The organism is Mycobacterium sp. SMC-18 (genome assembly GCF_045310895.1).
Lineage (GTDB): Bacteria > Actinomycetota > Actinomycetes > Mycobacteriales > Mycobacteriaceae > Mycobacterium.
Genome location: NZ_JBJIAL010000013.1, coordinates 113,374 through 136,634, shown reverse-complemented (window position 1 = coordinate 136,634; position 23,261 = coordinate 113,374). Strand labels below are relative to the sequence as shown.

Sequence of the window (23,261 nt, the reverse complement as noted above, 5' to 3'; positions counted from 1 at the left end):
ATGCATGTGACAAATGGTCGGTGCGCGAGCAGGCTTGGAGCCATGAAGATTTCCGGCAACACCATTTTCATCCCGGGTGCCACGAGCGGCATCGGGCTCGCGTTGGCAATCGCCCTGCGGGACAAAGGAAACAACGTCATCATCGGCGGCCGCCGCGAACAGCTGCTCCGCCAGATCACCGCCGAACATCCCGGGATCGATGCGGTCCGTATCGACACCGCGGACCCCGACAGCATCCAAGCCGTGGCCACTCAGGTGCTGGCCGAGCATCCCGATGTGAACGTGGTGATCACCATGGCCGGGGTGATGAAGATCGAAGACTGGCACGCACCGGAGAGCTTCCTGGCTGCGGCAGAAACGACCATCAACACCAACGTGCTGGGCACGATCCGGCTCATCGCCGCATTCATCGAACATCTGCAGACCCAACCCGCTGCCACTGTCATCACCGTGTCGTCAGGCCTGGGATTCACTCCGCTGAAGGTGACTCCGAGCTACAACGCCTCCAAAGCTGCCATCCACCTGCTGACCGAGACGCTGCGGCTGCAATTCGCCGGTTCCTCGGTGGAATTCAAGGAACTCCAGCCGCCCGCGGTGCGGACCGACCTGGTGCCCGGGCAGCGCGACAGCGAGTGGGCCATGCCGCTCGAGCAGTTCGTGAGCGAAGTCGTCGCGATCCTCGAGAACCAGCCGGCTGCCGATGAGATTCAGGTCGAGAACGTCAAGTTCTTACGTTATGCCGAAGTGCGCGGTGAGTACGACCATGCGGTGGCCGTTCTCAACTCGGCCGACCCGCACAGCAACTGACCGGACGGCCGACTCAGGCCACGCCGACCGCTTCGGCCGGCTGGGCGGGTTCGATCACAGGCAGCGGGGTCCGGATGTAGCGCGTCCAGGTCAGCGTCAGGGCGGCGATGTAGAAGGTGACGAACACCCAGAACGCCGCGGTGGCAGAACCACTGGACAGGTAGGACTGCCGCAACGCCAGGTTGATGCCCACGCCTCCCAGCGCGCCGATGGCACCGGCGAAGCCGATGAGGGCGCCGGACATCCCGCGGGACCAGTTCTGCCGGTCGATCTTGCTGCCCACCACCGAGTGGCTGCGGGCCTCGAAGATCGACGGGATCATCTTGTACACCGAACCGTTGCCGATACCCGACAGGATGAACAGCGCGACGAAGCCGACGATGAAGCCGGTCAGGGTGGCCGCGTCGACGGCACCGCCAGTGTGGTCGTGGTAGGTCGACACCGAAATCAGCAGTGCGCCAAACACGATCATGCCGGCGAAGGCTGCCACGGTCACGCGAGCACCGCCGATGCGGTCGGCGAGCTTCCCGCCGTAGACCCGGGCCACCGAACCGAGCAGCGGACCCACGAACGCGATCTGAGCCGCGTGCAGCGCCGCCTGCGCGGCACTCTGGCCACCCGCGACGAAGTTGATCTGCAGGACCTGGCTGAAGGCGAACGAGAAGCCGATGAACGAGCCGAACGTCCCGATGTACAGGAAAGCGATGCTCCAGGTGTCCGGCTCGGTCAGGATGGCACGCATCGCCCCGGAGTCGATTCGGTGCTGTGCAAGGTTGTTCATGAACAAAGCGGCACCGATCGCGGCGACAGCCAACAGGACAAGGTAGATCGCGCACACCCAGTGGGGTGCGCGGTTACCCGCCACGGCGATCACCAGCAGGCCCACCACCTGAATGGCCGGCACACCGAGATTGCCTCCGCCGGCGTTGATTCCGAGCGCCCAGCCCTTGAGTCGCTGCGGGTAGAACGCGTTGATGTTGGTCATCGACGACGCGAAGTTGCCACCACCGAGGCCGGCGAGTGCCGCACACACGAGATACGGCCACAACGGAAGCCCCGGATGCGCCAGCAGCCACATGCTGCCCAGCGTCGGAACGAAGAGCACGAGCGCGGAGAAGACGGTCCAGTTGCGGCCACCGAAGGTCGCGGTCGCCATCGTGTACGGGATGCGCAGGCAGCCACCCACGAGAGTCGCGGTGGCGGCCAGCAGGAACTTGTCCCCGGCGGTGAAGCCGTACACGGACTGCGGCATGAACAACACCATGACCGACCACATGGTCCAGACCGAGAGCCCGATGTGCTCCGCGATCACCGACCAGATCAGGTTCCGCCGGGCGACATTCTTGTTACCGGCCTCCCAGGCAACGATGTCTTCGGGGTCCCAGTCAGTAATGGTTCGAGATCGAAACATGTTGCAAACATAGAATTTTCATGTTTCCCCGAGGCTCCGAGCGATGACCCGGCGGTGACAATTCACTCACCCGCAGGCGGGTCATCGTGTGAGGCGTCTCAAACGCCGAACGTGAAGTAGATGACCAAGATTCGGCGATTTCTCGCTCTTGACGTTCGGCACAGCAGCAGGATCTAGACCCAGCGACTGCGAGGAGGCGGCGCCTGCGGCGTCACCCAGGCCTTCGCGTACCGACTGTTGCTGGCGCGCTGCGGGTCCCGGCTGCGGTAGACGACGTACGGCCGCACCAGGTACCCGACCGGGGCGCTGAACATGTGCACCAGCCGCGTGTAGGGCCAGATACCGAAAAGCGTCAGGACGATGAGCACGTGCACCTGGAAGGACAGGGGCGCTGTCGACATCAATTCGGGCGTCGGGTGCGGAGTGAAAAGACTCCGTAGCCAAGGGGATACGGTCTCCCGGTAGTTGTATGCCGACACCACGTTGCCCAGGGTGTTGACCATGCCGGTGACCAGTGCGCCGACCAGCAGCAGGTACATGAGCTTGTCACTGACGGTGGTGGCAGCGCGTACGGCGGGCACCTTCGTACGGCGGTACAACAGGATGGCGGCGCCGGCGATCACCGCGAACCCCGCCGGCGCACCCATCCCGATCGCCATCAGGTGATAGGTGTGTTCGGAAATGCCGATCGCCGAAGTCCACGATTCCGGGATGAGCAGGCCGACTACGTGTCCGCCCAGCACGCCGAGGATGCCGAAGTGGAACAGTGGGCTGCCGAGCCGCAGCAGTCGGCTCTCGTAGATCTGCGATGACCTTGTGGTCCAGCCGAATTGGTCGGTCCGGTAGCGCCAGATGTGCCCCAACACGAACGACGTGAAGGCGATGTACGGCAACGTCATCCACAAGAGGTTGGTCATCGTCTGCCTCCAGTCATGGCGGGATCCATCATCATCGGATCCATGCCGAACGGATCCAGGCCGACGTCCTCCTCTGGCGGGCCGTCGGCGGCGAGTTCAGTGATGCGCCGGCGATCGGCGGTGTTGATCGGCGGCAGGGTCGCCAGGACCGCGGCCAGCAGAGCGGCATATGGAGAACCGCTGTCCTGCAACGACAGCCGCAACAGCTCGAGAACCGGCACGTGCTCGGCCAGGAGTCGTTCGCCGCGCGCCTGGTCGACGGTGGCGGCGAATTCGAGCACCAGCGGCAGGTAGTCGGGCAGCTCTTCGTCGCCGATGGTGATGTCCGCCTGCCGATAGGCGTGCTTGAACCGCAGCAGCGCCATCCCTCTCTTGCGGGTGTCGCCGTAGGCGTAATACGTCAGGTGCAGGCTCGTCCGTCGGCGCATGTCGAACGTCTCGACGTACCGGGTGGCGCGCTCGGTGGCGTTGGTCTCGCAGAAGTACCACAGGAAGTCGGTCACGTGAGTGCGGATCGGCTCCGGCAGTTCACCTGCGGCAGCAGCCAGTTCGTCGGTGAGGGCGCATGTTTCGGCGGTCGGGTAGTCGAGCAACAGCGCCGTGATGCGCCACACCAGCCGTTGCTGGTGCTCGGACAGGTCCGGACCGGTCGCCGTCCGGCGCCCCAGGGACAGGAGCTTCATCGGCTCGGCACCAGTCCGTCGGGACTGCGGCCGTCCCAGTTGAGCAGGTTGACCCGCGTCGGATCGTCCTTCGGCACAGCACTGTTGGTGTCGACGAGGTGGAACTTGTCAGCCATCGCGTCGAAGGCCGACATTCCCGGACCACCGTCACCGTCGAGGCTGCAGCCGGTGGCGATCGCGTCGAGTCGGTGCGCGTCGGAACCCGCACCGCTCGGAATGACGTATCGGTCTTGGTATTTGGCGATGGCCAGCAGCCGGTACATCGACTCGATCTCCTCGCCGGTGAGTCGCACCGACTCGGGAATGGTCTCGTCGAACTCCTCGCCGAGGTTCGCCGACCGCATGTAGGCGCGCATGGCGGCCAGTCGCTGTAAGGCCGCCCGGACGGGCCCGACCTCCCCCGCGGTGAACAGCTCGGCGAGGTACTCGATCGGGATCCGCAGCGTGTCGATGGCGCCGAACAGGTTGTTCTTGTTCTCGCCGTCGTGGCCGGTTTCCTTGAGGATGTCCACCACCGGCGACAGCGGAGGGACGTACCAGACCATCGGCATGGTGCGGTATTCCGGGTGCAACGGCAGCGCCACCTGGTAATCGACGATCAGCCGGTAGACCGGTGAATTCTGCGCAGCCTCAATCCATTCGGGCGAGATGCCGGCTCGCTCGGCCTCGGCGACCACGCGCGGGTCGTGCGGGTTGAGGAACACCCCGAGCTGCGACGGATACAGGTCCTTTTCATCGGTGACCGACGCCGCTTCCAGCACCTTGTCGGCGTCGTAGAGCATCACACCGATGTACCGCAGCCGGCCGACGCACGTCTCGGAGCAGACCGTCGGGATACCCACCTCGACACGGGGGTAACAGAAGGTGCACTTCTCGGCCTTGCCGGTCTTGTGGTTGAAGTAGATCTTCTTGTACGGGCAGCCGGTGACGCACTGGCGCCAGCCGCGGCACTTGTCCTGATCCACCAGGACGATGCCGTCCTCGGCACGCTTGTAGATGGCGCCCGACGGGCACGCCGCGGCACAGGCCGGGTTCAGGCAGTGCTCGCAGATCCGCGGCAGGTAGAACATGAACGTCTGCTCGAATTCGAGCTTGACCTTCTGGCTGACCTCTTCGACCTTGGCCAGCAACGGATCCCGGCCCACCTGCTCGGGTCCGCCGCCGAGATCGTCGTCCCAGTTGGCGCCCCAGGTGACCTTGGTGTCCTGCCCGGTGATCAGCGACTTGGGCCGGGCCACGGGCGTCGTGTCCATCAATGGCGACGACAGCAGGTTGTCGTAGTCGTACGTCCACGGGTCATAGTAGTCGCTGACCGTGGGCAGGTCCGGATTGGCGAAGATGTTCAGCAGCCGCTTGAACCGCGAGCCCGATCTGAGCGTGAGCTTGCCGCGCTTGTTGAGCGTCCACCCGCCCTTCCAGCGCTCCTGGTCCTGGTACTGGCGCGGATAGCCCTGCCCGGGGCGGGTTTCCACATTGTTGAACCAGACGTACTCGACACCGCTGCGGTTGGTCCACGCCTGCTTGCAGGTGACGCTGCAGGTGTGACAGCCGATGCACTTGTCGAGGTTCATCACCATCGCAAGTTGCGCCATGACTCTCATAGGTCAGTACTCCACTTCTTGCGAACGGCGACGGATCGTCGTCACCTCGTCGCGCTGATTACCCGTGGGGCCGTGGTAGTTCAGTGCGAAGGACTGCTGGGCATAGCCGCCGATCAAGTGCGTGGGCTTGATCATGATGCGGGTCAGGGCGTTGTGAATACCGCCGCGCTTGCCGGTCTTCTCGGTACGCGGCACGTCGACCGCCTTGTCCTGGGCGTGGTACATGAAGACCAGGCCCTCGGGCATCCGGTGGCTGACGATCGCGCGCGCGTTCACCACACCGTTGCGGTTGGTGCACTCGATCCAGTCGTTGTCCTTCACCCCGATCTTGGCGGCGTCGACATCCGACATCCAGATCGCCTGTCCACCACGGGAAAGCGTGAGCATGTACAGGTTGTCCTGGTACGCCGAGTGGATGGACCACTTGGAGTGCGGTGTCAGGTAGCGGACGGTGATGCCACCACTGGTGTCACCGACGGCCGGCTCGTCGAACAATGCGGTCATGTCCAACGGCGGGCGGAACGTCGGCAACTGCTCCCCCATCTCGTCCATCCAGTCGTGGTCGAGATAGAAGTGCTGGCGCCCGGTGAGGGTGTGCCACGGCTTGAGCCGCTCGGTGTTGATGGTGAAAGGTGAATAGCGCCGGCCACCGGTTTCGGACCCCGACCACTCCGGCGAGGTGTTGACCGGCATGGGCCGGGACTGGGTGTCCGCGAAGGTGATTCGCTTGCCTTCGTTCTCGGCGGCCAGGTCGACGAGTTCGGTTCCCGTCCGACGCTGCAGGGCCTCAAAGCCCTCCACCGCCAGGCGGCCGTTGGTGGTGCCGGACAGCGCGAGGATGGCTTCGGCCGCGTGCGTGTCCTTGGCCAGCGACGGCCGTCCCGCCGCGACGCCACGATCGGACACTCCGTTGACGCCGGCCAGGTACTCGACTTCGGCATCGGGGTGGGTGGTGACGCCCTTGACCGTCAGACCCAGCGTTTCGACGAGGGGGCCGAGCGCGGCCATCTTGTCGGCCAGCGCCGGGTAGTCGCGTTCCACCGTCACCAGGCGCGGCATGGTCTTTCCCGGAATCGGTTCGCATTCGCCGGCTTTCCAGTCCAGAACCTTTCCGCCGGGCTGGGCGGTGGCGTCGGAGCTGTCGTGGGCCAGCGGCATCGCGACGATGTCCTTGCGCTTACCCAGGTGCTTCTCGGCGAGCCAGGAGAAGCCGCGGGCGATCCGGTGAAAGGCGTCGAAGTCGGTCTTGGTTTCCCACGGCGGCGAGATGGCCGGCGAGAAGGCGTGGACGAAAGGATGCATGTCGGTACTCGAGAGGTCGTGCTTCTCGTACCACGTCGCGGCCGGGAGCACGATGTCCGAGTACAGCGTCGTGCTGGTGTTGCGGAAGTCCAAGGACAGCAGCAGATCCAGCTTCCCTGCCGGTGCCTCGTCGCGCCAGCGCACATCCTGCGGATGTACGCCGTCCTCATCGCTGGCCGCCACGTTGTTGTCGGCGCCCAGCAGGTGCTTGAGGAAGTACTCGTTGCCTTTCGCCGACGAGCCCAGCAGGTTCGACCGCCACACCGTCAGGCAGCGCGGGAAATTCTCCGGAGCATCCGGGTCCTCGCAGGCGAACTGCAGGTGCCCGGACTTCAGGCCGTCCAGTACATGCTGTGCAGCGTCCTTGCCCTGACGCTCGGCTTCGTCGGCCAGATCCAGCGGATTACGGTTGAACGTCGGGTAACTCGGCATCCACCCCAGCCGGCTCGCGAGAGCGATGTTGTCCGCCGCGGTGCGGCCCGCCAGCATGCCGGTGGCGAGCGGTGAGGTCATCGGCTCGGTGGTGAAGCTGTCGTAGCGCCACTGGTCGGTGGCCAGGTACCAGAAAACGGTGCCCTGCATCTGGCGCGGTGCCCGCTGCCAGTCCAGCCCGAATGCCAGTGTCCCCCAGCCTGTTACCGGACGACACTTCTCCTGGCCGACGTAGTGTGCCCAGCCGCCGCCGTTGACGCCCTGACAGCCGGTGAGCATCACAAGAGACAGGAACGAGCGGTAGATCTGATCCGAATGGAACCAGTGATTCGTGCCGGCACCCATGAGGATCATCGAGCGGCCTTTGGAACGCTCTGCGTTGTCGGCGAATTCGCGCGCGATACGCTCCGCGGCCTGCGCCGGCACGCCGGTGATGGCCTGCTGCCACGCCGGGGTGTACGGCTCGGTGGCGTCGTCGTAGCCGGTGGGCCAAGTGCCCGGCAGACCGTCACGGGCCACGCCGTACTGGGCAAGCATGAGGTCGAAGACCGTGGTGACACGCTGTCCCGCAACGATTCTGGTCGGGACGCCGCGCTCCAGGACGCCGGGCTGGTCGGTATCGAACCGAGGGAGTGCAACGGTAGCGACATCATTGGCGCCACCGTGCAGCGTGAGGAGGGGGTCGACCCCCTGCAGGTCCAGGTTCCATTTTCCTTCACCGGAGGCGGTGAAGCGATGGCCCAGGGACCCGTTCGGCACCACCGGGGCGCCGTCGGCGTCGAGCAGTACCGGCTTGGAGACCGCGGCTTCCGTGTCCGCGTGTTCGCCGCCGAGATCCGCTGCGGTGAGGAACTTTCCGGGCACCAACCGGCCGTCGCGCTCGGTCAGAGCGACCAGGAACGGCAGGTCGGTGTACTTCTTGACGTAGTCGGTGAAGTACGGGGTGTTCTTCTCGACGAAGAACTCCTTGAGGATGACGTGGCCCATCGACATCGCGAGCGCGGCGTCGGTACCCGGGTGGGCCGGCAGCCATTCGTCGGCGAACTTGGTGTTGTCGGCGTAATCCGGCGACACCACAACGACTTTCTGGCCGCGGTAGCGCGCCTCGGTCATGTAGTGCGCGTCGGGCGTGCGCGTGACGGGGACGTTCGAGCCCCACATGATCAGATAGCCGGCGTCGAACCAGTCGGCGGATTCGGGGACGTCGGTCTGGTCACCGAACACCTGCGGCGATGCCACCGGCAGGTCGGCGTACCAGTCGTAGAACGACAGCATCGACCCGCCCATGAGCGAAATGAACCGTGCCCCAACGGCATGACTCACCATCGACATGGCGGGGATCGGTGAGAAGCCCGCGACACGGTCCGGGCCGTAGGTCTTGACGGTGTAGACGTGGGCGGCCGCGGCGATCTCGGCGGCCTCCCACCACTCGGCGCGGACGAAGCCGCCGCGGCCGCGCGCCGACTTGTAGGCCTTGGCCTTCACCGGGTCCTCGACGACGTCGGCCCAGGCCAGCACCGGGTCCTGCAACCGTTCCTTGGCTTCGCGGTAGTAGTCGAGCAGGAGACCCCGGACGTACGGATAACGCACGCGCGCAGGCGAATACGTGTACCAGGAGAAGGACGCGCCACGAGGGCAGCCGCGCGGCTCGTATTCGGGCTTGTCGGCGCCGATCGACGGGTAGTCGGTTTGTTGCGACTCCCAGGTGATCACGCCGTCCTTGACGTAGATCTTCCACGAGCACGAACCGGTGCAGTTGACGCCATGCGTGGAGCGCACCACCTTGTCGTGGGCCCAGCGGTCGCGATAGAAGTCGTCCGCCGAGCGCCCGCCGACCTTGTGGATCGTGCGCTGGTCCCCGGAGATCTCGCCGCGGTGAAAGTACTTGGACAGTCGCAACAACGCATCGCCGGACGTCGCCGGGCTTCCTGCCAACTCGGCCACAAAGCCCTCCTTTCGAGCCGTCGAAACATGAGGCTAGAACCGGCCGAACGACTGTCAAAAGAACGCACAGAACCCCTCTGAGCCTGTGCGACCGCGTTAACAGGGCTGTCATGTCCTGAAACAGACGCGATTTCGGCATCGTGGTTTCTACCTGCGAAGATTCGCCCGTCAGGACTGACGCGCAGCAGCCGGTGTGCGTCACCCGTCACATTGCCGCGGCCGTGCGCCCCGGATTTCTTATCAGCGCGGTAACAAACCGGAGGCGGTGCCCGGAACGGTAGATCCCCTTCCACAGACAACCCTCACGCGCGATTCCGCCGCCTACAAAATCGACGTACACCACGCCTTCGGACGGGCTCTGGCCATCACCGCCGGGCGAGTCAACCATCATCACCGGCCTACTCGGTGAGGTCCTCGCCGAATACACCGACCCGCACCCGGCCTACGCCCGGCAACCGTCGGCCGCGCTCGCCGGTGTCCTGAGACCTCACCACAAAAATGCGAAAACCCACCGTTGCGAGTCGAACATATGTTCGATATAGTGTGTTATGGGAATCGCACCGGAACTCACCACCAGCCTCGACACCCTCCGCGGCGTGCAGGTCCCCGACGACATGCCCGCGGGCGACATTCTGGAGGCGCTGCCGTACGTGGTGAAGCTGCGCAATGTGATCGATCATCTGGCAGCGATGGTGACCGGGGTGCTGGATCGCCGCGGGGTCGCGGCCGCGCAGGGACGGACGTCGCGGGAGGTGTTGATGGCGTTGGGGTGTGCCCCGTCGGTGGCACAGCGACTGGTGCGTGTCGGCGGCGCGTTGCCAATGTTGCCGACCCTCGCTGCGCACGCTCGCGATGGGGCGATCTCCGGTGAGCATGTGGATGCGATCGTCAAAGGCATCAACCACATCCAAGCCCGCGCACCCGGTGAGGTGGACGAGGAGACCCGGTTCGCGCAGGTGACCGATCTGTTGGGGCAGTTCTTCTCCGGCGCCACCCCCGCAGACATCGACAAACGCGCCCGCCGGCTGGGCAACCGGGTCGCCGCCGCCGAAGGGGGCCTGCCGGCCGCCGAGGATCGGTCGGTCAACACCGTCGAGCACCGCGTCACCTCCGATGGTCGGGTGCAGGTGCGCGCGGACTTGGACGTGGAGGTGGGCGCCAAGCTGGTCGCAGCGATCGAGGAACACTCGGCACCGCGGCCAGAACCCGACGGCACCCCCGACACCCGCACGGCGGGCAGGCGGCGGGCCGACGCGCTGGAAGCGGTGCTGGACATCGCCGCCCGCGGCGGCGACACCGCGTCCGCGCCGCGCACCCAACTGCTGATCACCGTGCCCGCCGACGCCCCCGACCTGGCCACACTGGAATTCATCGGATCGATCAGCACCATGACCCTGGAACGAATCTGCTGCGACACCACCGTCACCACCATGATCGTCGACGGCGAACACGTACCCCTCGATATGGGGCGCGAGAAACGCCTGTTCCCGGCGCACCTACGCAAAGCGCTCTATCACCGCGATGAATGCTGCATCAAATGCGGCGCCCCACCCGGACGCACCCACGCCCACCACATCATCCACTGGACCCACCACGGTGAGACCTCACTAGCCAACGGCTGCCTGCTGTGCCCAGCCTGCCACGCCAACGTCCACCACGACGGCTGGGACGTCGTCATGGGCCTGGACAAACACCCCTGGCTCATCCCACCCGCGGCCGTCGACCCACACCGAAAACCCATCCCCGCATACAACCGCCGCACCATGCACCTCGACACAGCCGCCTAACACGCAAAGCATTGCGCACCTTGACAACTCAATAGAGAACCTGGCCCTCATGTTCGCGCGGCGGGTCGAATTCGCATCCGCCGCGCGAACATCACGGCTCGCCAATTTCGGCAGCGCCTAGGGTGTCCCGATGAAGTCGACGCCGGCGGTGATCGCCGGGCGATGCCGCAGAATCCGGTAGTGGGCCAGCCGGCCCAGGCCCTTCGTGGTCTCGAGCCGCGCGCCAGGCCACACCTCTGCGATCTCGACACTGGACGAGTAGGGGCTGTCCGGATCATCCGGATCGTGGATGAGCAGTAGCGGCCGGTCGCCGGCGTATTTGGCCGACGCGGTGATGTCGGTGCCCAGCAGCGGCATGCCGAGCCGTCGGTCCAGGCGCCGGTGCAGGCGGTCCCGGATCCGCGGCCCGAAGTTGTGGCGTTCGGCGAAAGCGTCCAGGTACCAGGTGAAGTCGCCCATCGGGGCGAGGAACACCAAGCGCCCCGTCTGCGCACCGCGCGCCGCGGCCAGCGCCGCCGCCTTTGCACCCAGCGAATGACCGACTACGGCGTGCGCCGGCCCGTGCTGAGCGATGACGGCCCGCACTGCTTCCGCGCACTCGACGATGGTGGTGCGGCCCGGCGCCAGTGCCCCCGGCTCCGAATCGTGGTGGCTGGGGAGGTCGAACGCGATGACCCGATACCCCGCCGCGACAAGGGGTTTGACGAAAACCGCCATGTGCGCCCGGCACCCGCCCCAGCCGTGTACCAGGTAGACCAACGGGCCCGAACCCCACGACTGCCCGGCAATGCGGTGGCCGTCCCACGCCGCTTCAAACGGCGTGCTGTCCGGCAGACCGGGCGGCATCTTGGTGCTCAGGTCGACGTCCGGAACCGTGCACCACAATTCGGTGGCCCAGCGAGCTCCGATCGCGGGCGCGAACCGCTCCAGCCACCAGAAGGCCCGGCGCGTTCGGGCCGGGACCGGGGGGAGCACACCGGCATCGGTGTCGGTCACCGCTTCGCCGTTTCGAGCCTGACCGGCACGCGATTCCGTCAATGCCATGCGTCAACCACCTTGGTACGAAGAGTGTCATCCTGCGACGACCGTCGCTGACGGTCTGGCACTACCCACGACGGCCCCATCGCAAACATCGGCCACCAGACGCAAATGTCCCCCAAACACTGTGTGTCGGGGGACATTTGAGTCAGCTCGCGCGAGATCAGAGTGGCGTCAGGCCGTGCTTGCGGGCGATGCGGTCGTGCTTCTGCTTGTCGCGCAACAACTTCAGCGACTTGCGCAGCAGCAGCCGGGACTCGTGCGGCTGGATCACGGCATCGATGTAGCCACGTTCTGCCGCGGTCCACGGAATCGCCATGTTGGCGTTGTAGCCCTCGATGAAGTCCGCCTTGATCTTCTGCACCTCGGGCGCATTCGGATCGGGGAAGCGCTTCACCAGCAGCTGCGCCGCACCCTGGGCACCGATCACCGCGATGCGTGCGGTCGGCCAGGCGAAGTTGAGGTCGGCCGACAGCTGCTTCGAGCCCATGACGGCGTAACCACCGCCGTAGGCCTTACGGATCACGAACGTCACCTTCGGCACGTCGGCCTCGACGATGGCGTTGAAGAAGCGGCCACCGCGCTTGATGATGCCGCCGGTCTCCTCGGCGACACCCGGCAGGGCGCCGGGGGTGTCGACGACGAAAACCAAAGGCAGGTTGAAGGAGTCGCAGAACCGGATGAACCCGGCCGCCTTGTCGGAGGCCTCGTTACCGATGGCGCCCGCCATGAACAGCGGCTGGTTGGCGATGACGCCGACCGGCCGGCCGTCGACCCGCGCGAACGCGGTGATCATCTCCGGAGCGCGCTGTTCGGCGATCTCGAAGATGTCGCCGTCGTCGAACATGCGGAGCAGGATGTCCATCATGTCGTAGCCGGCGTTGTCGGCGTCCGGCACGATCTTGTCCAGCTCGAAGTCGCTGGGCGTCAGCTCCGGCTCCAGGCCCGGGTTGACGATCGGCGGGTCGTCCCAGGTGTTGGCAGGCAGGAAGCTCAGGTAGTCGCGGACGTACTGGAAGGCGGCGGCCTCGTCCTCGACGACCTTGTGGATGTTGCCGCGCTGCGCCTGGACATCCGCGCCACCGAGCTCGTCGAAGGTCACGTCCTCGCCGGTGACGTCCTTGATGACGTCCGGGCCGGTGATGAACATGTAGCCCTGATCGCGCACGGCCACCAACAGGTCGGTCTGGATCGGCGAGTACACCGCACCACCGGCGCACTTGCCGAGGATGATCGAGATCTCCGGCACCGTGCCGCGCAGCATCTCGTGGCGGCGGCCGAGCTCGGCGTACCAGGCCAGCGAGGTGACGGCGTCCTGGATGCGGGCACCCGCGGAGTCGTTGATGCCGATGATCGGGCAGCCGACCATGGCCACCCACTCCATCAGCTTGGCGACCTTGCGGCCGAACATCTCGCCGACCGAGCCCTGGAACACCGTCTGGTCATGGCTGAACACCGCGACCGGACGGCCGTCGATGGTGGCGTGGCCGGTCACCACACCGTCGCCGTACAGCGCGTTCGGGTCGCCGGGCGTCTTGGCGAGCGCGCCGATCTCGAAGAAGCTGCCCGGGTCGACGAGCGCGTGGATGCGGGCGCGGGCCGACGGAATGCCCTTCTTGTCGCGCCGCGCCTTGGCCTTCTCGTCACCGGGATCGGCTGCCAGCTCCAGCTTTCGGCGAAGCTCTGCGAGCTTCTCTGCCGTCGTGGCAGGGCTGCGCTGTTCGGTAACTTCAGTCACGGTTCTCCTACTACTTCCCGGCCTGGATCTGGTTGATGGCCTGGCTCATGTGCGCCCCGACCTTGGCAATGTACGGCTCGTCGATGGCCTGGATGTGCTCGCCGCCGATATTCACGACCTCGAGATCGGGCGCGAACTCGCCCCATCCGCCGTCGGGCTGACGGGTCGCGTACGCAGGTTCGAACACGATCGCGTCGTCGTGGTAACGGTCCGCCATGTAGAGCACGACGTGGCCGTCATACGGCTGGATGTCGATGGTGTCCAGCGCGCGGTTGTCGAGATACGACGTGCGCTGGTGCTCGATGATGCCGCCCGGGATCTGCACGCCGCTCTGCGCGACGATGTCCAGCACGAACTTCACCTGGCCCTCGTCGTCGAGCTTCTCCAGCTCCTCGTACGGAATCTCCGGAATCTCGACGTTGAAGGTGCGCTCGGCGAAGCGGGCATAGCGATCCCAGCGGGCTCGCATACCGGCCTGGCTCTTGTCGATCGGCGTGCCGGGTCGCACGCAGTCGATCAACCCGACGTACTGCACATCGGCACCGGCCTGCTTGAGCCCGATGGCGCACGCGTATGCCAGCGCCCCACCCAGCGACCAACCGGCCAGCACGAACGGGCCCTTGTGCATCTCCAGCAGCTTCGGCACGTACTCGGCGGCGCGCTCCTCGATGGAGCCTTCGACGCGTTCGATGCCGTAGACCGGGATGTCCTCGGGCAGGCGCTTCAACAGCGGCTCGTAGACCACCGTCGAGCCACCGGCCGGGTGGAAGACGAACAGGGGTACCTGCGACCCACCTTCTTTCGGTGCCCGCAGGGTGCGGACGAAGCCGTCCACCACGCCGTCTTCCAGCTGATCACGCACGATCGTGGACAGCTCTTCGATCGTCTTGGCCGTCCGCACCTGCTCGACCGTCACGATGCCCTCGGCGCGCTCGGAAAGCCGCTCGGACAGTTTGGTCGCGGTCGCGTCGTCGACGGCCGGCAGCTCGTTGAAGATGCCACCCGGTGACTTGCCGGTGACGATCGCCCACGTCGCGAAGGTGACGCGCTCAGCCGCATCGCGCGGCGGCACGTCGGCGCCGAGCGCCTCGGTGACCGCCTCCTGCGTGAGGACCTTGGCGGCAGCCGCCGCAGCGGTCGCCTGGCTCGGTCCGGCCGGTCCCGACGGGTTCGTCGGCGGCGGCGGGACGGCCGCCGGGCCGGCGGGGTTCGTCGGGGGCGGCGGAACCTCCAGCGCGACAGCGGAGTCCGTGGCGATCTCGGCCGCCGCCGGCTTGTCGTCGTCCTTGTCGGCCAGCGGGTGCCCGGCCTCGGCCAGCTTGGCCTCCAGCTCGGCGACCGTCGTCGCGCCACCCATCAATTCGGCCTGCGCGGCGGCGATCTCCTCGGCCGTCTGCCCCTTCTGTGCCTCGGCAAGCTGGCCGACCTCGTCGCGGTGCTCGATGGCGTAGTGGATCAGCTTCTCCACCGCGTACAGGTTGGCGTCACGCACCGCGGTCAGCTGGATCGGAGGCAGGTCGAAGTCGTACTCGACGCGGTTCTTGATCCGGACCGCCATCAGCGAGTCCAGACCCAGCTCGATCAGCGGCACCTCCCACGGCAGGTCCTCAGGCTCGTAGCCCATGGCGCCGCCGACGATGGCACCCAACCGGTCCGCGACGGTCTCGCCGGAATCCGGCGACCACTTCTTGAAACCGGCGGCCAGGCCGGCGCCCGCGGTCAGGTTGTCCTGCAGGATGGCGGCGTCGTCTTCGGGTTCCGGTGCGGCGGCGGCGGTTTCGGCCACTGATGCGCCGACGGCGGCCGGCAGGGCCGCACCACCCATGGCGACCGGCAGCGCCGCACCATCACCACCGCGGGTGACGACGGCGTCGTACACCAGGGTGAAGGACTCGCCCATGCGGGCGTGCACCTGCACCGTGCCGCCACCGGGGTGCCGGGTCAGCGTGGTGACCAAGCGCGCGCCCTCACCCGGGATGGCACGCTGCTCGTAAGCGGTCAGCGCCGCATCCGGAAGCACCTGCGCCGCAGCGGCTTTCACCAGCTTGGCCAGCGCCGCGGCGTCGACCTCGCCGCGCGGGGCGTACTCCCACACGTGCCGGCCGTCCGGGGTCGCGACGTGGCTGCCCGGCTCGATGGCCGAGCTGTCGGCGGTGAAGTGCGCGTCCAGCCAGTGCGGCTTGCGCTTGAAGCGCGTCGGCGGGATGGGCGCGTAGTCGACGGCCGGGTTCTCGGCCGGCGAGAACAGCGTCCGGAAGTCCAGGTCGTGGCCGTGCACGAACAGCTGGGCCATGGCGTTGGTCATCGAGTCGACCTCGTCCTGCTTACGGGCGAGGGTCGGGATCAGCTGACCGTCATGCAGGCCGGCCGACATCGTGGTGAGCCCAACCTGCATGAGTGCCACCGGGTTCGGCGCAAGCTCGAGGAAGGTGGTGTGCCCGTTGTCGACGGCGTTGCGGATGCCGTGGGTGAAGTAGACGCTGTGGCGCAGCCCCTTCTTCCAGTACTCGACATCGTGGATCGGCTCCGCACCGGCCCGGATCAGCTGACCCTCGTGCACCGTCGAGTAGTAGGCCGTCTGCAGCGGGCGCGGCTCGATGCCCTGGATTTCCGCGGACAGCTCACCGAGCAGCGGGTCCATCTGCTGTGTGTGGCTGGCGCCCTTGGTCTGCATCTTGCGGGCGAACTTGCCCTCGGATTCGGCGCGGGCGATGATCGCGTCGACCTGCTCCGGCGGACCTCCGATGACGGTCTGGGTCGGGGCGGCGTAGACGCACACCTCGAGGCCCGGGAAGTCGGCGAAGACCGTCTTGATCTCCTCGGCCGAGTACTCGACCAGCGCCATCAGGCGGATGTACTCGCCGAACAGCATGGCCTCGCCCTCACCCATGAGGTGGGCACGCGAGCAGATCGTGCGGGTGGCGTCGGCCAGCGACAGGCCACCGGAGAAGTAGGCCGCGGCCGCTTCACCGAGCGACTGGCCAACTACCGCACCGGGTTTCGCGCCGTGCGCCTTCAGCAGCTCGCCGAGCGCGATCTGCAGCGCGAAGATCACGGTCTGGACGACCTCGATCGGGTATTCGCAGGTCTCGTTGGTGTAGTCGATGGCGTCGTCGAGGATCAGCTCGACGACCGAGTAGCCACGCTCGTCCTGGATGAGCGCGTCGACCTTGTTGATCCACTCCGCGAAGATGGGATCGTTCAGGTACAGGCTCTTGCCCATCTTGCGGTGCTGCGCACCGAAACCGGCGAGCACCCACACCGGGCCGTTGGTGACCGGGCCATCGGCGGCCAGCACCAGCGGGCTCTGCTTGCCCTCGGCCAGCGCCCGCAGACCCTTGACGGCTTCGTCGTGGTCGTGCGCGAGAATCACTGCGCGCGAACGGCCGTGGTTGCGGCGCGACAGCGAGCGACCGATGGACTCCAGCGAGTAGGACCGGCCCACCTCGCTGTCGATCCAGTCCGCCAGCTCAGCGGCAGCCGACTTCTTGCGCGAGGTGAGGAAGCCCGAAACCGCAAGCGGGACAATGCGCTTGACCGGCTCGGCAGCCTCCAGCTCGGCGCGGCCGGCCTCGATCAGCTCCAGCGCCCGCTCGGTCAGGCCGGGGAGCTCGGGCTCGTCGTCGGTCCCGTAGCCGTAGAACTCGGCGTCACCACGCGTGTCGTTGTCGTCGTCGATGAACTCGCCGTACTCGTCCATCTTGACGCCACCCACGTAGACGGCGCCCGCATCCGAGGCCGGCTTCTCCTCGGCCACAACCTCTTTCGGCTCCGGCTCGACGAGGTCACTGGGCAGCACCTGACGCATGACGATGTGCGCGTTGGCGCCACCGAAACCGAAACCGGAGACACCGGCGATGGCGTGACCGCTGTAACGCGGCCAGTCCGACAGCTCGGCGTTGACCTTGAGGTGTTCCTTGTCGAAGTCGATGTACGGGTTGGGGCCCGCGTAGTTGATCGACGGCGGCAGCTTGTCGTGGTACAGCGCCAGCGTCATCTTCGCGACGCTGGCCGCACCGGCGGCCGACTCCAGGTGTCCCACATTGGATTTCACGGCGCCCAGCAGCGCCGGCTTGTCGGCGGCGCGGCCACGGCCCACGACGCGGCCGAGCGCGTCGGCCTCGATCGGGTCACCCAGGATGGTGCCGGTACCGTGCGCCTCGATGTAATCGACGGTCTTCGGGTCGACGCCGGCGTCCTTGTAGGCCTTGCGCAGCACCGCTTCCTGCGCGTCGGGGTTCGGGGCCAGCATGCCGTTGGAGCGGCCGTCGTGGTTGATGGCCGAACCGGTGATCACCGCGAGGATCTCGTCACCGTCGCGACGGGCGTCGGCGACGCGCTTGAGCACGACCATGCCGCCACCCTCGGAACGGGCGTAGCCGTCGGCATCGGAGCTGAACGACTTGATGCGGCCGTCCGGCGCCAGGACGCCGCCGACCTCGTCGAAGCCGACCGTCACCATCGGGGTCACCAGGGCGTTGACACCACCGGCGACGACGACGCTGGCCTCACCCGAGCGCAGCGCCTTGACGCCCTCGTGGATCGCGACCAGCGACGACGAACACGCGGTGTCGATGGCCATCGACGGCCCGCGGAAGTCGAAGAAGTACGACACCCGGTTGGCGATGATGGAGCTCGCGGTGCCGGTGATGGCGTACGGGTGCGTGATCGACGGGTCGGACACCGACAGGAAGCTGTAGTCGTTGGTCGAGCTACCGACGAACACGCCTACCGACTCGCCGCGCAGCGACGACGCCGGGATACGGGCGAACTCCAGTGCCTCCCAGGTCAATTCGAGCGCCATCCGCTGCTGCGGATCGATGTTGTCGGCTTCCATCTTGGCCAGCGCGAAGAACTCGGCGTCGAAGCCCTTGATGTCCGACAGGTAGCCGCCGCGGGTGCGGGCCTTGGCCACGCGCTCGGCGATCCGGGGCTCGGACAGGAACTCTTCCCAGCGGCCCTCGGGCAGGTCGGTGATGGCGTCGCGGCCTTCGACCAGCGCCCGCCACATCTCGTCGGGCGTGTTCATGTCACCCGGGAAGCGGGTGGCCAGGCCGACAATCGCGATGTTCATCGCGTCGTCGTCGGCGTCGCGGGACCAGTCCTCGGCGTTCGCGGCGTCCGTGTCTTCCTCGGGCTCGCCCTCGACGATGACCTGCGCCAGCGACTCGATGGTCGGGTGCCGGAACGCCACCGTGGCGGTCAGCGTGACACCGGTGAGGTCCTCGATATCGGACGCCATGGCGACCGCGTCGCGCGACGCCAGGCCGAGCTCGACCATCGGCACCGACTCGTTGATGGAGTCCGCCGGCTGACCGGTGGCATTGGCCACCCAGTTGCGCAGCCACTCCCGCATCTCCGGCACGGACATGCCGTTAGCCCGAGCGGGAACCTGCCCCTCCTGCGGCGAAGTGTCGATTTCGTTCGAATTGTCTTCGGTGTCAGTCATTTTCACTGTTCACTTTCGCCGCCGGACAGGGTTGCCGGGTGTGGGTCAGTTCAGATCGTCGGGGAAGGCGTTGGCCACCTTGCCGCTGCGCAGCGTGCCGTCCAGGTACGCCGCACGGGTGGCCCGGCGGCCGATCTTGCCGCTGGAGGTGCGCGGGATGGCGCCGGCCGCGGTCAGCAGCACGTCGCGCACGGTGACGCCGTGACGGACCGCGATGGCGGCCCGGATGTCGTCGACGATCGGCTGCGGTTCGAGCTTGTGCGCGCCCGGGGCCCGCTCGGCGACGATGACCAGCTGCTCGGAGCTGTCGTCGGGATCGCGCTTGAGGCCCGAGTGGGCGTCGGCGAAGACCTCGTCGGGCAGCTGGTTGGCCGGCACCGAGAACGCCGCGACGTAACCGACGCGCAACGCCTTGCTGGCCTCCTGCGCCGAGTACTCGAGGTCCTGCGGGTAGTGGTTACGGCCGTCGATGATCACCAGGTCCTTGACGCGGCCGGTGATGTACAGCTCGCCGTCGTGGTAGGCGCCGTAGTCGCCGGTGCGCACCCAGGTGGCGTCGTCGGCCGCGCCCTCGGCGTGCGACGGGCTGGTGCGCGACTTGAGGGTGTTCTGGAACGTCTCGACGGTCTCCTCGGGCTTGCCCCAGTAGCCGGTGCCCATGTTGGCGCCGCTGATCCAGATCTCGCCGATCTGGCCGTCGGGCAGCTCGGTGGCGGTCTCGGCGTCCACGATGACGGCCCATTCGTCGACACCGACCTTGCCGGCGCCGGCCTGGGCGACAGCCTTCGGCGAGTCGTCCGGAACCACCACGAAGGTGCCGGTGTTGAGGGCGTCGCGATCCACCGACACGATGGTCGGCTCGTCGGCCGACGGCGTGGTCGACACGAACAGCGTCGCCTCGGCCAGGCCGTAGGACGGCTTGATGGCCTTGGCGGGGAAGCCGAACGGACCGAAGGCCTCGTTGAACCGCCGCACCGTCGCCGCCGAAATCGGCTCGCTGCCGTTCAGCACGGCCTTGACGTTGGAGAGGTCGATCTTCTCCTTGGGCACGCCACGGGCGGCGGCGTGGTCGAACGCGAAGTTCGGGGCCACGGAGATGGTGCCGCCGGTGTCGCCTTCCTTGCGGGCGAGCTCACGGATCCAGCGCTCCGGCCGACGCACGAAGGCCGCCGGGGTCATGAACGTGAAGCTGTGGCCGATCATCGGCGCGAGCAGCGCGGTGATCAGGCCCATGTCGTGGAAGAACGGCAGCCAGGACAGGCCGCGGTCGCCCTCTTCGCCCTCGAGGGCCTCGACGACCTGCACCACGTTGGTGGCCAGGTTCAGGTGGGTGATCTGCACGCCCGTCGGGATGCGGGTCGAACCCGACGTGTACTGCAGGTAGGCGATGGTGTGCTCGTCGACGTCGTCGAATGGGATCCAGGTGACGGCGACCTCGTCCGGCACGGCGTCGACGGCGATGACACGCGGACGTTCATTGGCCGGGCGGCTGCGGAAGAACTTGCGGACGCCTTCGGCGGCGGCGGTCGTGGTCAGGATGGCCGACGGCTTGCAGTCGTCGAGCACGGCGTGCAGGCGGCCGACGTGGCCGGGCTCCGACGGATCGAACAGCGGCACGGCGATGCGGCCGGAGTACAGGACGCCGTAGAACGCCACGAGGTATTCGAGGTTCTGCGGGCACAGGATTGCGACGCGGTCGCCCACCTGGGTCACCTGTTGCAGCCGCGCGGCCACGGCTTTGTTGCGCGCGCTGAACTGCGACCAGGTCAGGTCTTTGGCCTCGCCGTCACGCTCCGTGGAGAAGTCCAGGAACCGGAACGCGAGCCGGTCCCCACGGACCTTCGCCCAGCGCTCGACGTGCTTCACGATGCCGGCGCCGTCCGGGAAGGCGATCTTCCCGTTCTTGACGAACGGGTTGTGGAACGCCATCAAAATCTCCTGTTCACAGCCTGCCGCGCTGGTTACGTCGTATGCGGCCAGTCACGCCAAATCCCGGCAAATGGTACCGGGCAGTAGCGATATGCCACCCCAAGATGCCCAGTCAATGATAAGACCGTGCTCTTAGCTATCTCTTAATGTTAGGTGACGCGAATTCGCAGGCCAAATCGCCCCACCGGTTTTGTACTCGCCAGTAGCCAACAAGTGATGTCAGCCGTGTTTGGGGTGCGGCGCGTTGTCGACGAGGTCCTTGGCCCAGTTCAGCGTCCACTGTGTGGAGGTCTGGCCGTCGAGCGTCCAGAACTGCGGCGTGTTGTACAGCGCGTGCACCGGTCCCGCGGCGCTGCCCGACAGCGTGGCGAGCGTGCTGGGCAGGTTGACGACGTTGAACGCCTCGGTCGGCGCGGCGCAGATCAGGTCGCCCTTTCCGCAGATCTCGTTGACCCGGTCGTTGAGCGCACCGAAGCCGCCGACGCGCGGTCCCGTCATGTTCAGCCCGAGCATGCCGAGCGGCAGTTCGTGCAGCGTGATCTCGGCGCCCTGTCCCGGCGGGTTCGGACCGATGTCCTTGCCGACATTGGGCTGGCGCCGGCCGTCGGCGATCAACGTCACGCCGAGCACGAGGTCCTGGTCGATGGGACCGCGGCCGTTGCCGATGTCACTGGCGATGTCGCCGGCGATCACCGCGCCCTGTGAGAAGCCGATGATGACGAAGCTCGTCAGCGGGCAGCGGTTGTTGATGTCCGTGATGGCTTCGACGGCCTTCTTCTTGCCCTCTTCGCGGCTGTCGTTGTACGACATCTGATTGTCCGCGGCCAGCGGGTTATGGAACTGCGCGGTGTAGGGCACCGTGTACTGCGCCAACCGGTCGGCACCGAACTGCTGGCCGAGCGGGTTGCTGACGTTCAGCAGCAGCGCGATCGGGAACGACGGCGTCGGGTTCAGCGGGTCGAGCGCCCGTGAGGACTCCCAGGTGCCCGGGATCGAGATCAGCTGCACATCGGGGCAGTCGGCCGACTGGTACGCCGGCCGCGGCTTGGACGGCTTCGCGCTGGGACCGGACGTCGGCGGCTGCGCCGAGGGCGGCGTCGGCCCCGGGATCTCACCGGGCTGACGCAGCCACACCACGATCGCGAACGCGACCACGATGACCAGCAGTGCCACCGCACCCGCCGCGGCAATGGCGAGGATGCGATGGCGGCGGCGGCGATTGTTGGTGGCCATGTGGTGTGAGGTCTCCTGCGGGCTGAATCAAGCGGTTGCCATCCGAATCTAGTCAGCAGGCGTCACGGACTGGTCACGCCGGCGCGTTCCGTCGGCAAGATCACTCCGGTTGGGCTAGCGGATGACGCTCACCAGTTCGCCCGACATGGCACCGAGCTGACCACTCCAGCTGCCCCAGTCGTGCTGCGGGCCGTCGGGGAAGTCGAAGTGCCCGTTGTGGCCGCCCACGCTGCGGTAATGCGCGTAGAAGGCGCGGTTGCTGCCCTGCGCCTGGTCGCAGTAACCGATCATCGCGGCCGGGTCACTGCAGGTGACCGTCGACGGGCTGAACACCCAGATCCGGGTGTTGTTCTGGTTCAGCAGGCTCACGTGCACATCCGGGTCGTGCCACTTCCAGCGGCCCAGCTGCGGGGCGCCCCACATGCCGTAGGTGTCCACGCCGCCGAACTCACGCATGCCGGCGGTGATGGCGCCGTTGAACGTCGTCGCCGACGGGGTCAGGAAGCCCGACAGCGAGCCCGCGAAGCGGAACCGGTCCGGGTGGAACTCGGCCAGCGTCAGGGCCGCGGTGCCGCCCTGGGCCGCGCCGACGACGCCGTGGCCGTTGGGGGCCAGGCCCTTGGTGGCGGCCAGATAGTCCGGCAGCTCCTGGCTCAGGAACGTCTCCCACTGCTTGCTGCCGTCCTGCTCCCAGTTGGTGTAGAAGCTGAACGCGCCGCCGGCCGGGGCGACCACCGAGATGCCCTTACCGGCGAGGGTGCCCATGGCGTTGCCCGCGGTGACCCAGTTGCTCACATCCGGGCCGGCGTTGAAGGCATCGAGCAGATAGACCGCGTGCGGGCCACCGGCCTGGAACGTCACCGGGATGTCGCGGCCCATCGCGGCCGAGGGCACCATCAACGTCTCGACACCCGCGGCGCGGGCCGTTCCGGTGCCCGTCAGGAGGCCGCCGGCGAGCACTACCGCCGCCGCCGTCGCGGCCATCGTCCG

At 66.9% G+C, this 23,261-nt stretch carries 13 protein-coding genes; 2 read left to right on the top strand and 11 right to left on the bottom strand.

The window, feature by feature from the left end; translation table 11 throughout:
- The first annotated feature begins 42 nt into the window (after positions 1-42).
- On the top strand, positions 43-807 hold the full coding sequence (locus ACJH6J_RS14230; protein WP_318983976.1) for an SDR family NAD(P)-dependent oxidoreductase: 765 nt from the start codon (positions 43-45) through the stop codon (positions 805-807).
- A 13-nt stretch (positions 808-820) separates the two neighbouring features.
- On the opposite strand, the gene ACJH6J_RS14225 is transcribed toward ACJH6J_RS14230, so the two are convergent.
- The 5 genes from ACJH6J_RS14225 to ACJH6J_RS14205 all read right to left on the bottom strand — a co-directional run bounded on the left by ACJH6J_RS14225 (position 821) and on the right by ACJH6J_RS14205 (position 9,088).
- The gene (locus tag ACJH6J_RS14225; RefSeq protein WP_318983977.1) at positions 821-2,218 is read right to left on the bottom strand and encodes a nitrate/nitrite transporter; all 1,398 of its coding nucleotides are present in this window, start codon (positions 2,216-2,218) and stop codon (positions 821-823) included.
- Between the two features lie 173 nt (positions 2,219-2,391).
- Positions 2,392-3,135: a respiratory nitrate reductase subunit gamma gene (gene narI, locus ACJH6J_RS14220; RefSeq protein WP_318983978.1), complete on the bottom strand. Its 744-nt coding sequence runs from the start codon at positions 3,133-3,135 to the stop codon at positions 2,392-2,394.
- Entirely contained in the window at positions 3,132-3,818 is a 687-nt protein-coding gene (gene narJ, locus ACJH6J_RS14215; RefSeq protein WP_318983979.1) for a nitrate reductase molybdenum cofactor assembly chaperone, read from the bottom strand. The genes narI and narJ overlap by 4 nt, the downstream gene beginning before the upstream one ends.
- Positions 3,815-5,410, bottom strand: a complete 1,596-nt coding sequence (narH, locus tag ACJH6J_RS14210) for a nitrate reductase subunit beta (protein ID WP_318983980.1) — start codon at positions 5,408-5,410, stop codon at positions 3,815-3,817. Before narH ends, narJ begins: the two co-directional genes overlap by 4 nt.
- 12 nt (positions 5,411-5,422) lie before the next feature.
- Positions 5,423-9,088 carry a nitrate reductase subunit alpha gene (locus tag ACJH6J_RS14205; RefSeq protein ID WP_406804113.1) on the bottom strand — a complete coding sequence of 1,222 codons (3,666 nt, stop codon included), beginning with the start codon at positions 9,086-9,088 and terminating at the stop codon, positions 5,423-5,425.
- A gap of 557 nt (positions 9,089-9,645) precedes the next feature.
- On the opposite strand from ACJH6J_RS14205, the gene ACJH6J_RS14200 reads away from it, so the two are divergent.
- Positions 9,646-10,884: a DUF222 domain-containing protein gene (locus ACJH6J_RS14200; RefSeq protein WP_318983982.1), complete on the top strand. Its 1,239-nt coding sequence runs from the start codon at positions 9,646-9,648 to the stop codon at positions 10,882-10,884.
- Positions 10,885-11,001: 117 nt separating this feature from the next.
- On the opposite strand, the gene ACJH6J_RS14195 is transcribed toward ACJH6J_RS14200, so the two are convergent.
- The 6 genes from ACJH6J_RS14195 to ACJH6J_RS14170 all read right to left on the bottom strand — a co-directional run bounded on the left by ACJH6J_RS14195 (position 11,002) and on the right by ACJH6J_RS14170 (position 23,255).
- Complete coding sequence (locus tag ACJH6J_RS14195) at positions 11,002-11,928, bottom strand: alpha/beta fold hydrolase (protein ID WP_318983983.1); 927 nt, start codon at positions 11,926-11,928, stop codon at positions 11,002-11,004.
- A 157-nt stretch (positions 11,929-12,085) separates the two neighbouring features.
- Positions 12,086-13,660: an acyl-CoA carboxylase subunit beta gene (locus ACJH6J_RS14190; protein WP_212807528.1), complete on the bottom strand. Its 1,575-nt coding sequence runs from the start codon at positions 13,658-13,660 to the stop codon at positions 12,086-12,088.
- A gap of 10 nt (positions 13,661-13,670) precedes the next feature.
- Positions 13,671-19,109 (bottom strand): polyketide synthase Pks13, encoded by a 5,439-nt coding sequence (gene pks13, locus ACJH6J_RS14185; protein WP_406774513.1) that lies wholly within the window; start codon positions 19,107-19,109, stop codon positions 13,671-13,673.
- Positions 19,110-19,154: 45 nt separating this feature from the next.
- Positions 19,155-21,038, bottom strand: coding sequence for a long-chain-fatty-acid--AMP ligase FadD32 (fadD32, locus tag ACJH6J_RS14180; protein WP_406804096.1), 1,884 nt, complete (start codon positions 21,036-21,038; stop codon positions 19,155-19,157).
- A gap of 219 nt (positions 21,039-21,257) precedes the next feature.
- On the bottom strand, positions 21,258-22,271 hold the full coding sequence (locus ACJH6J_RS14175) for a cutinase family protein (RefSeq protein ID WP_212807532.1): 1,014 nt from the start codon (positions 22,269-22,271) through the stop codon (positions 21,258-21,260).
- 114 nt (positions 22,272-22,385) lie between these two features.
- Positions 22,386-23,255 (bottom strand): alpha/beta hydrolase-fold protein, encoded by an 870-nt coding sequence (locus tag ACJH6J_RS14170; RefSeq protein ID WP_406774526.1) that lies wholly within the window; start codon positions 23,253-23,255, stop codon positions 22,386-22,388.
- Positions 23,256-23,261 lie beyond the last annotated feature (6 nt).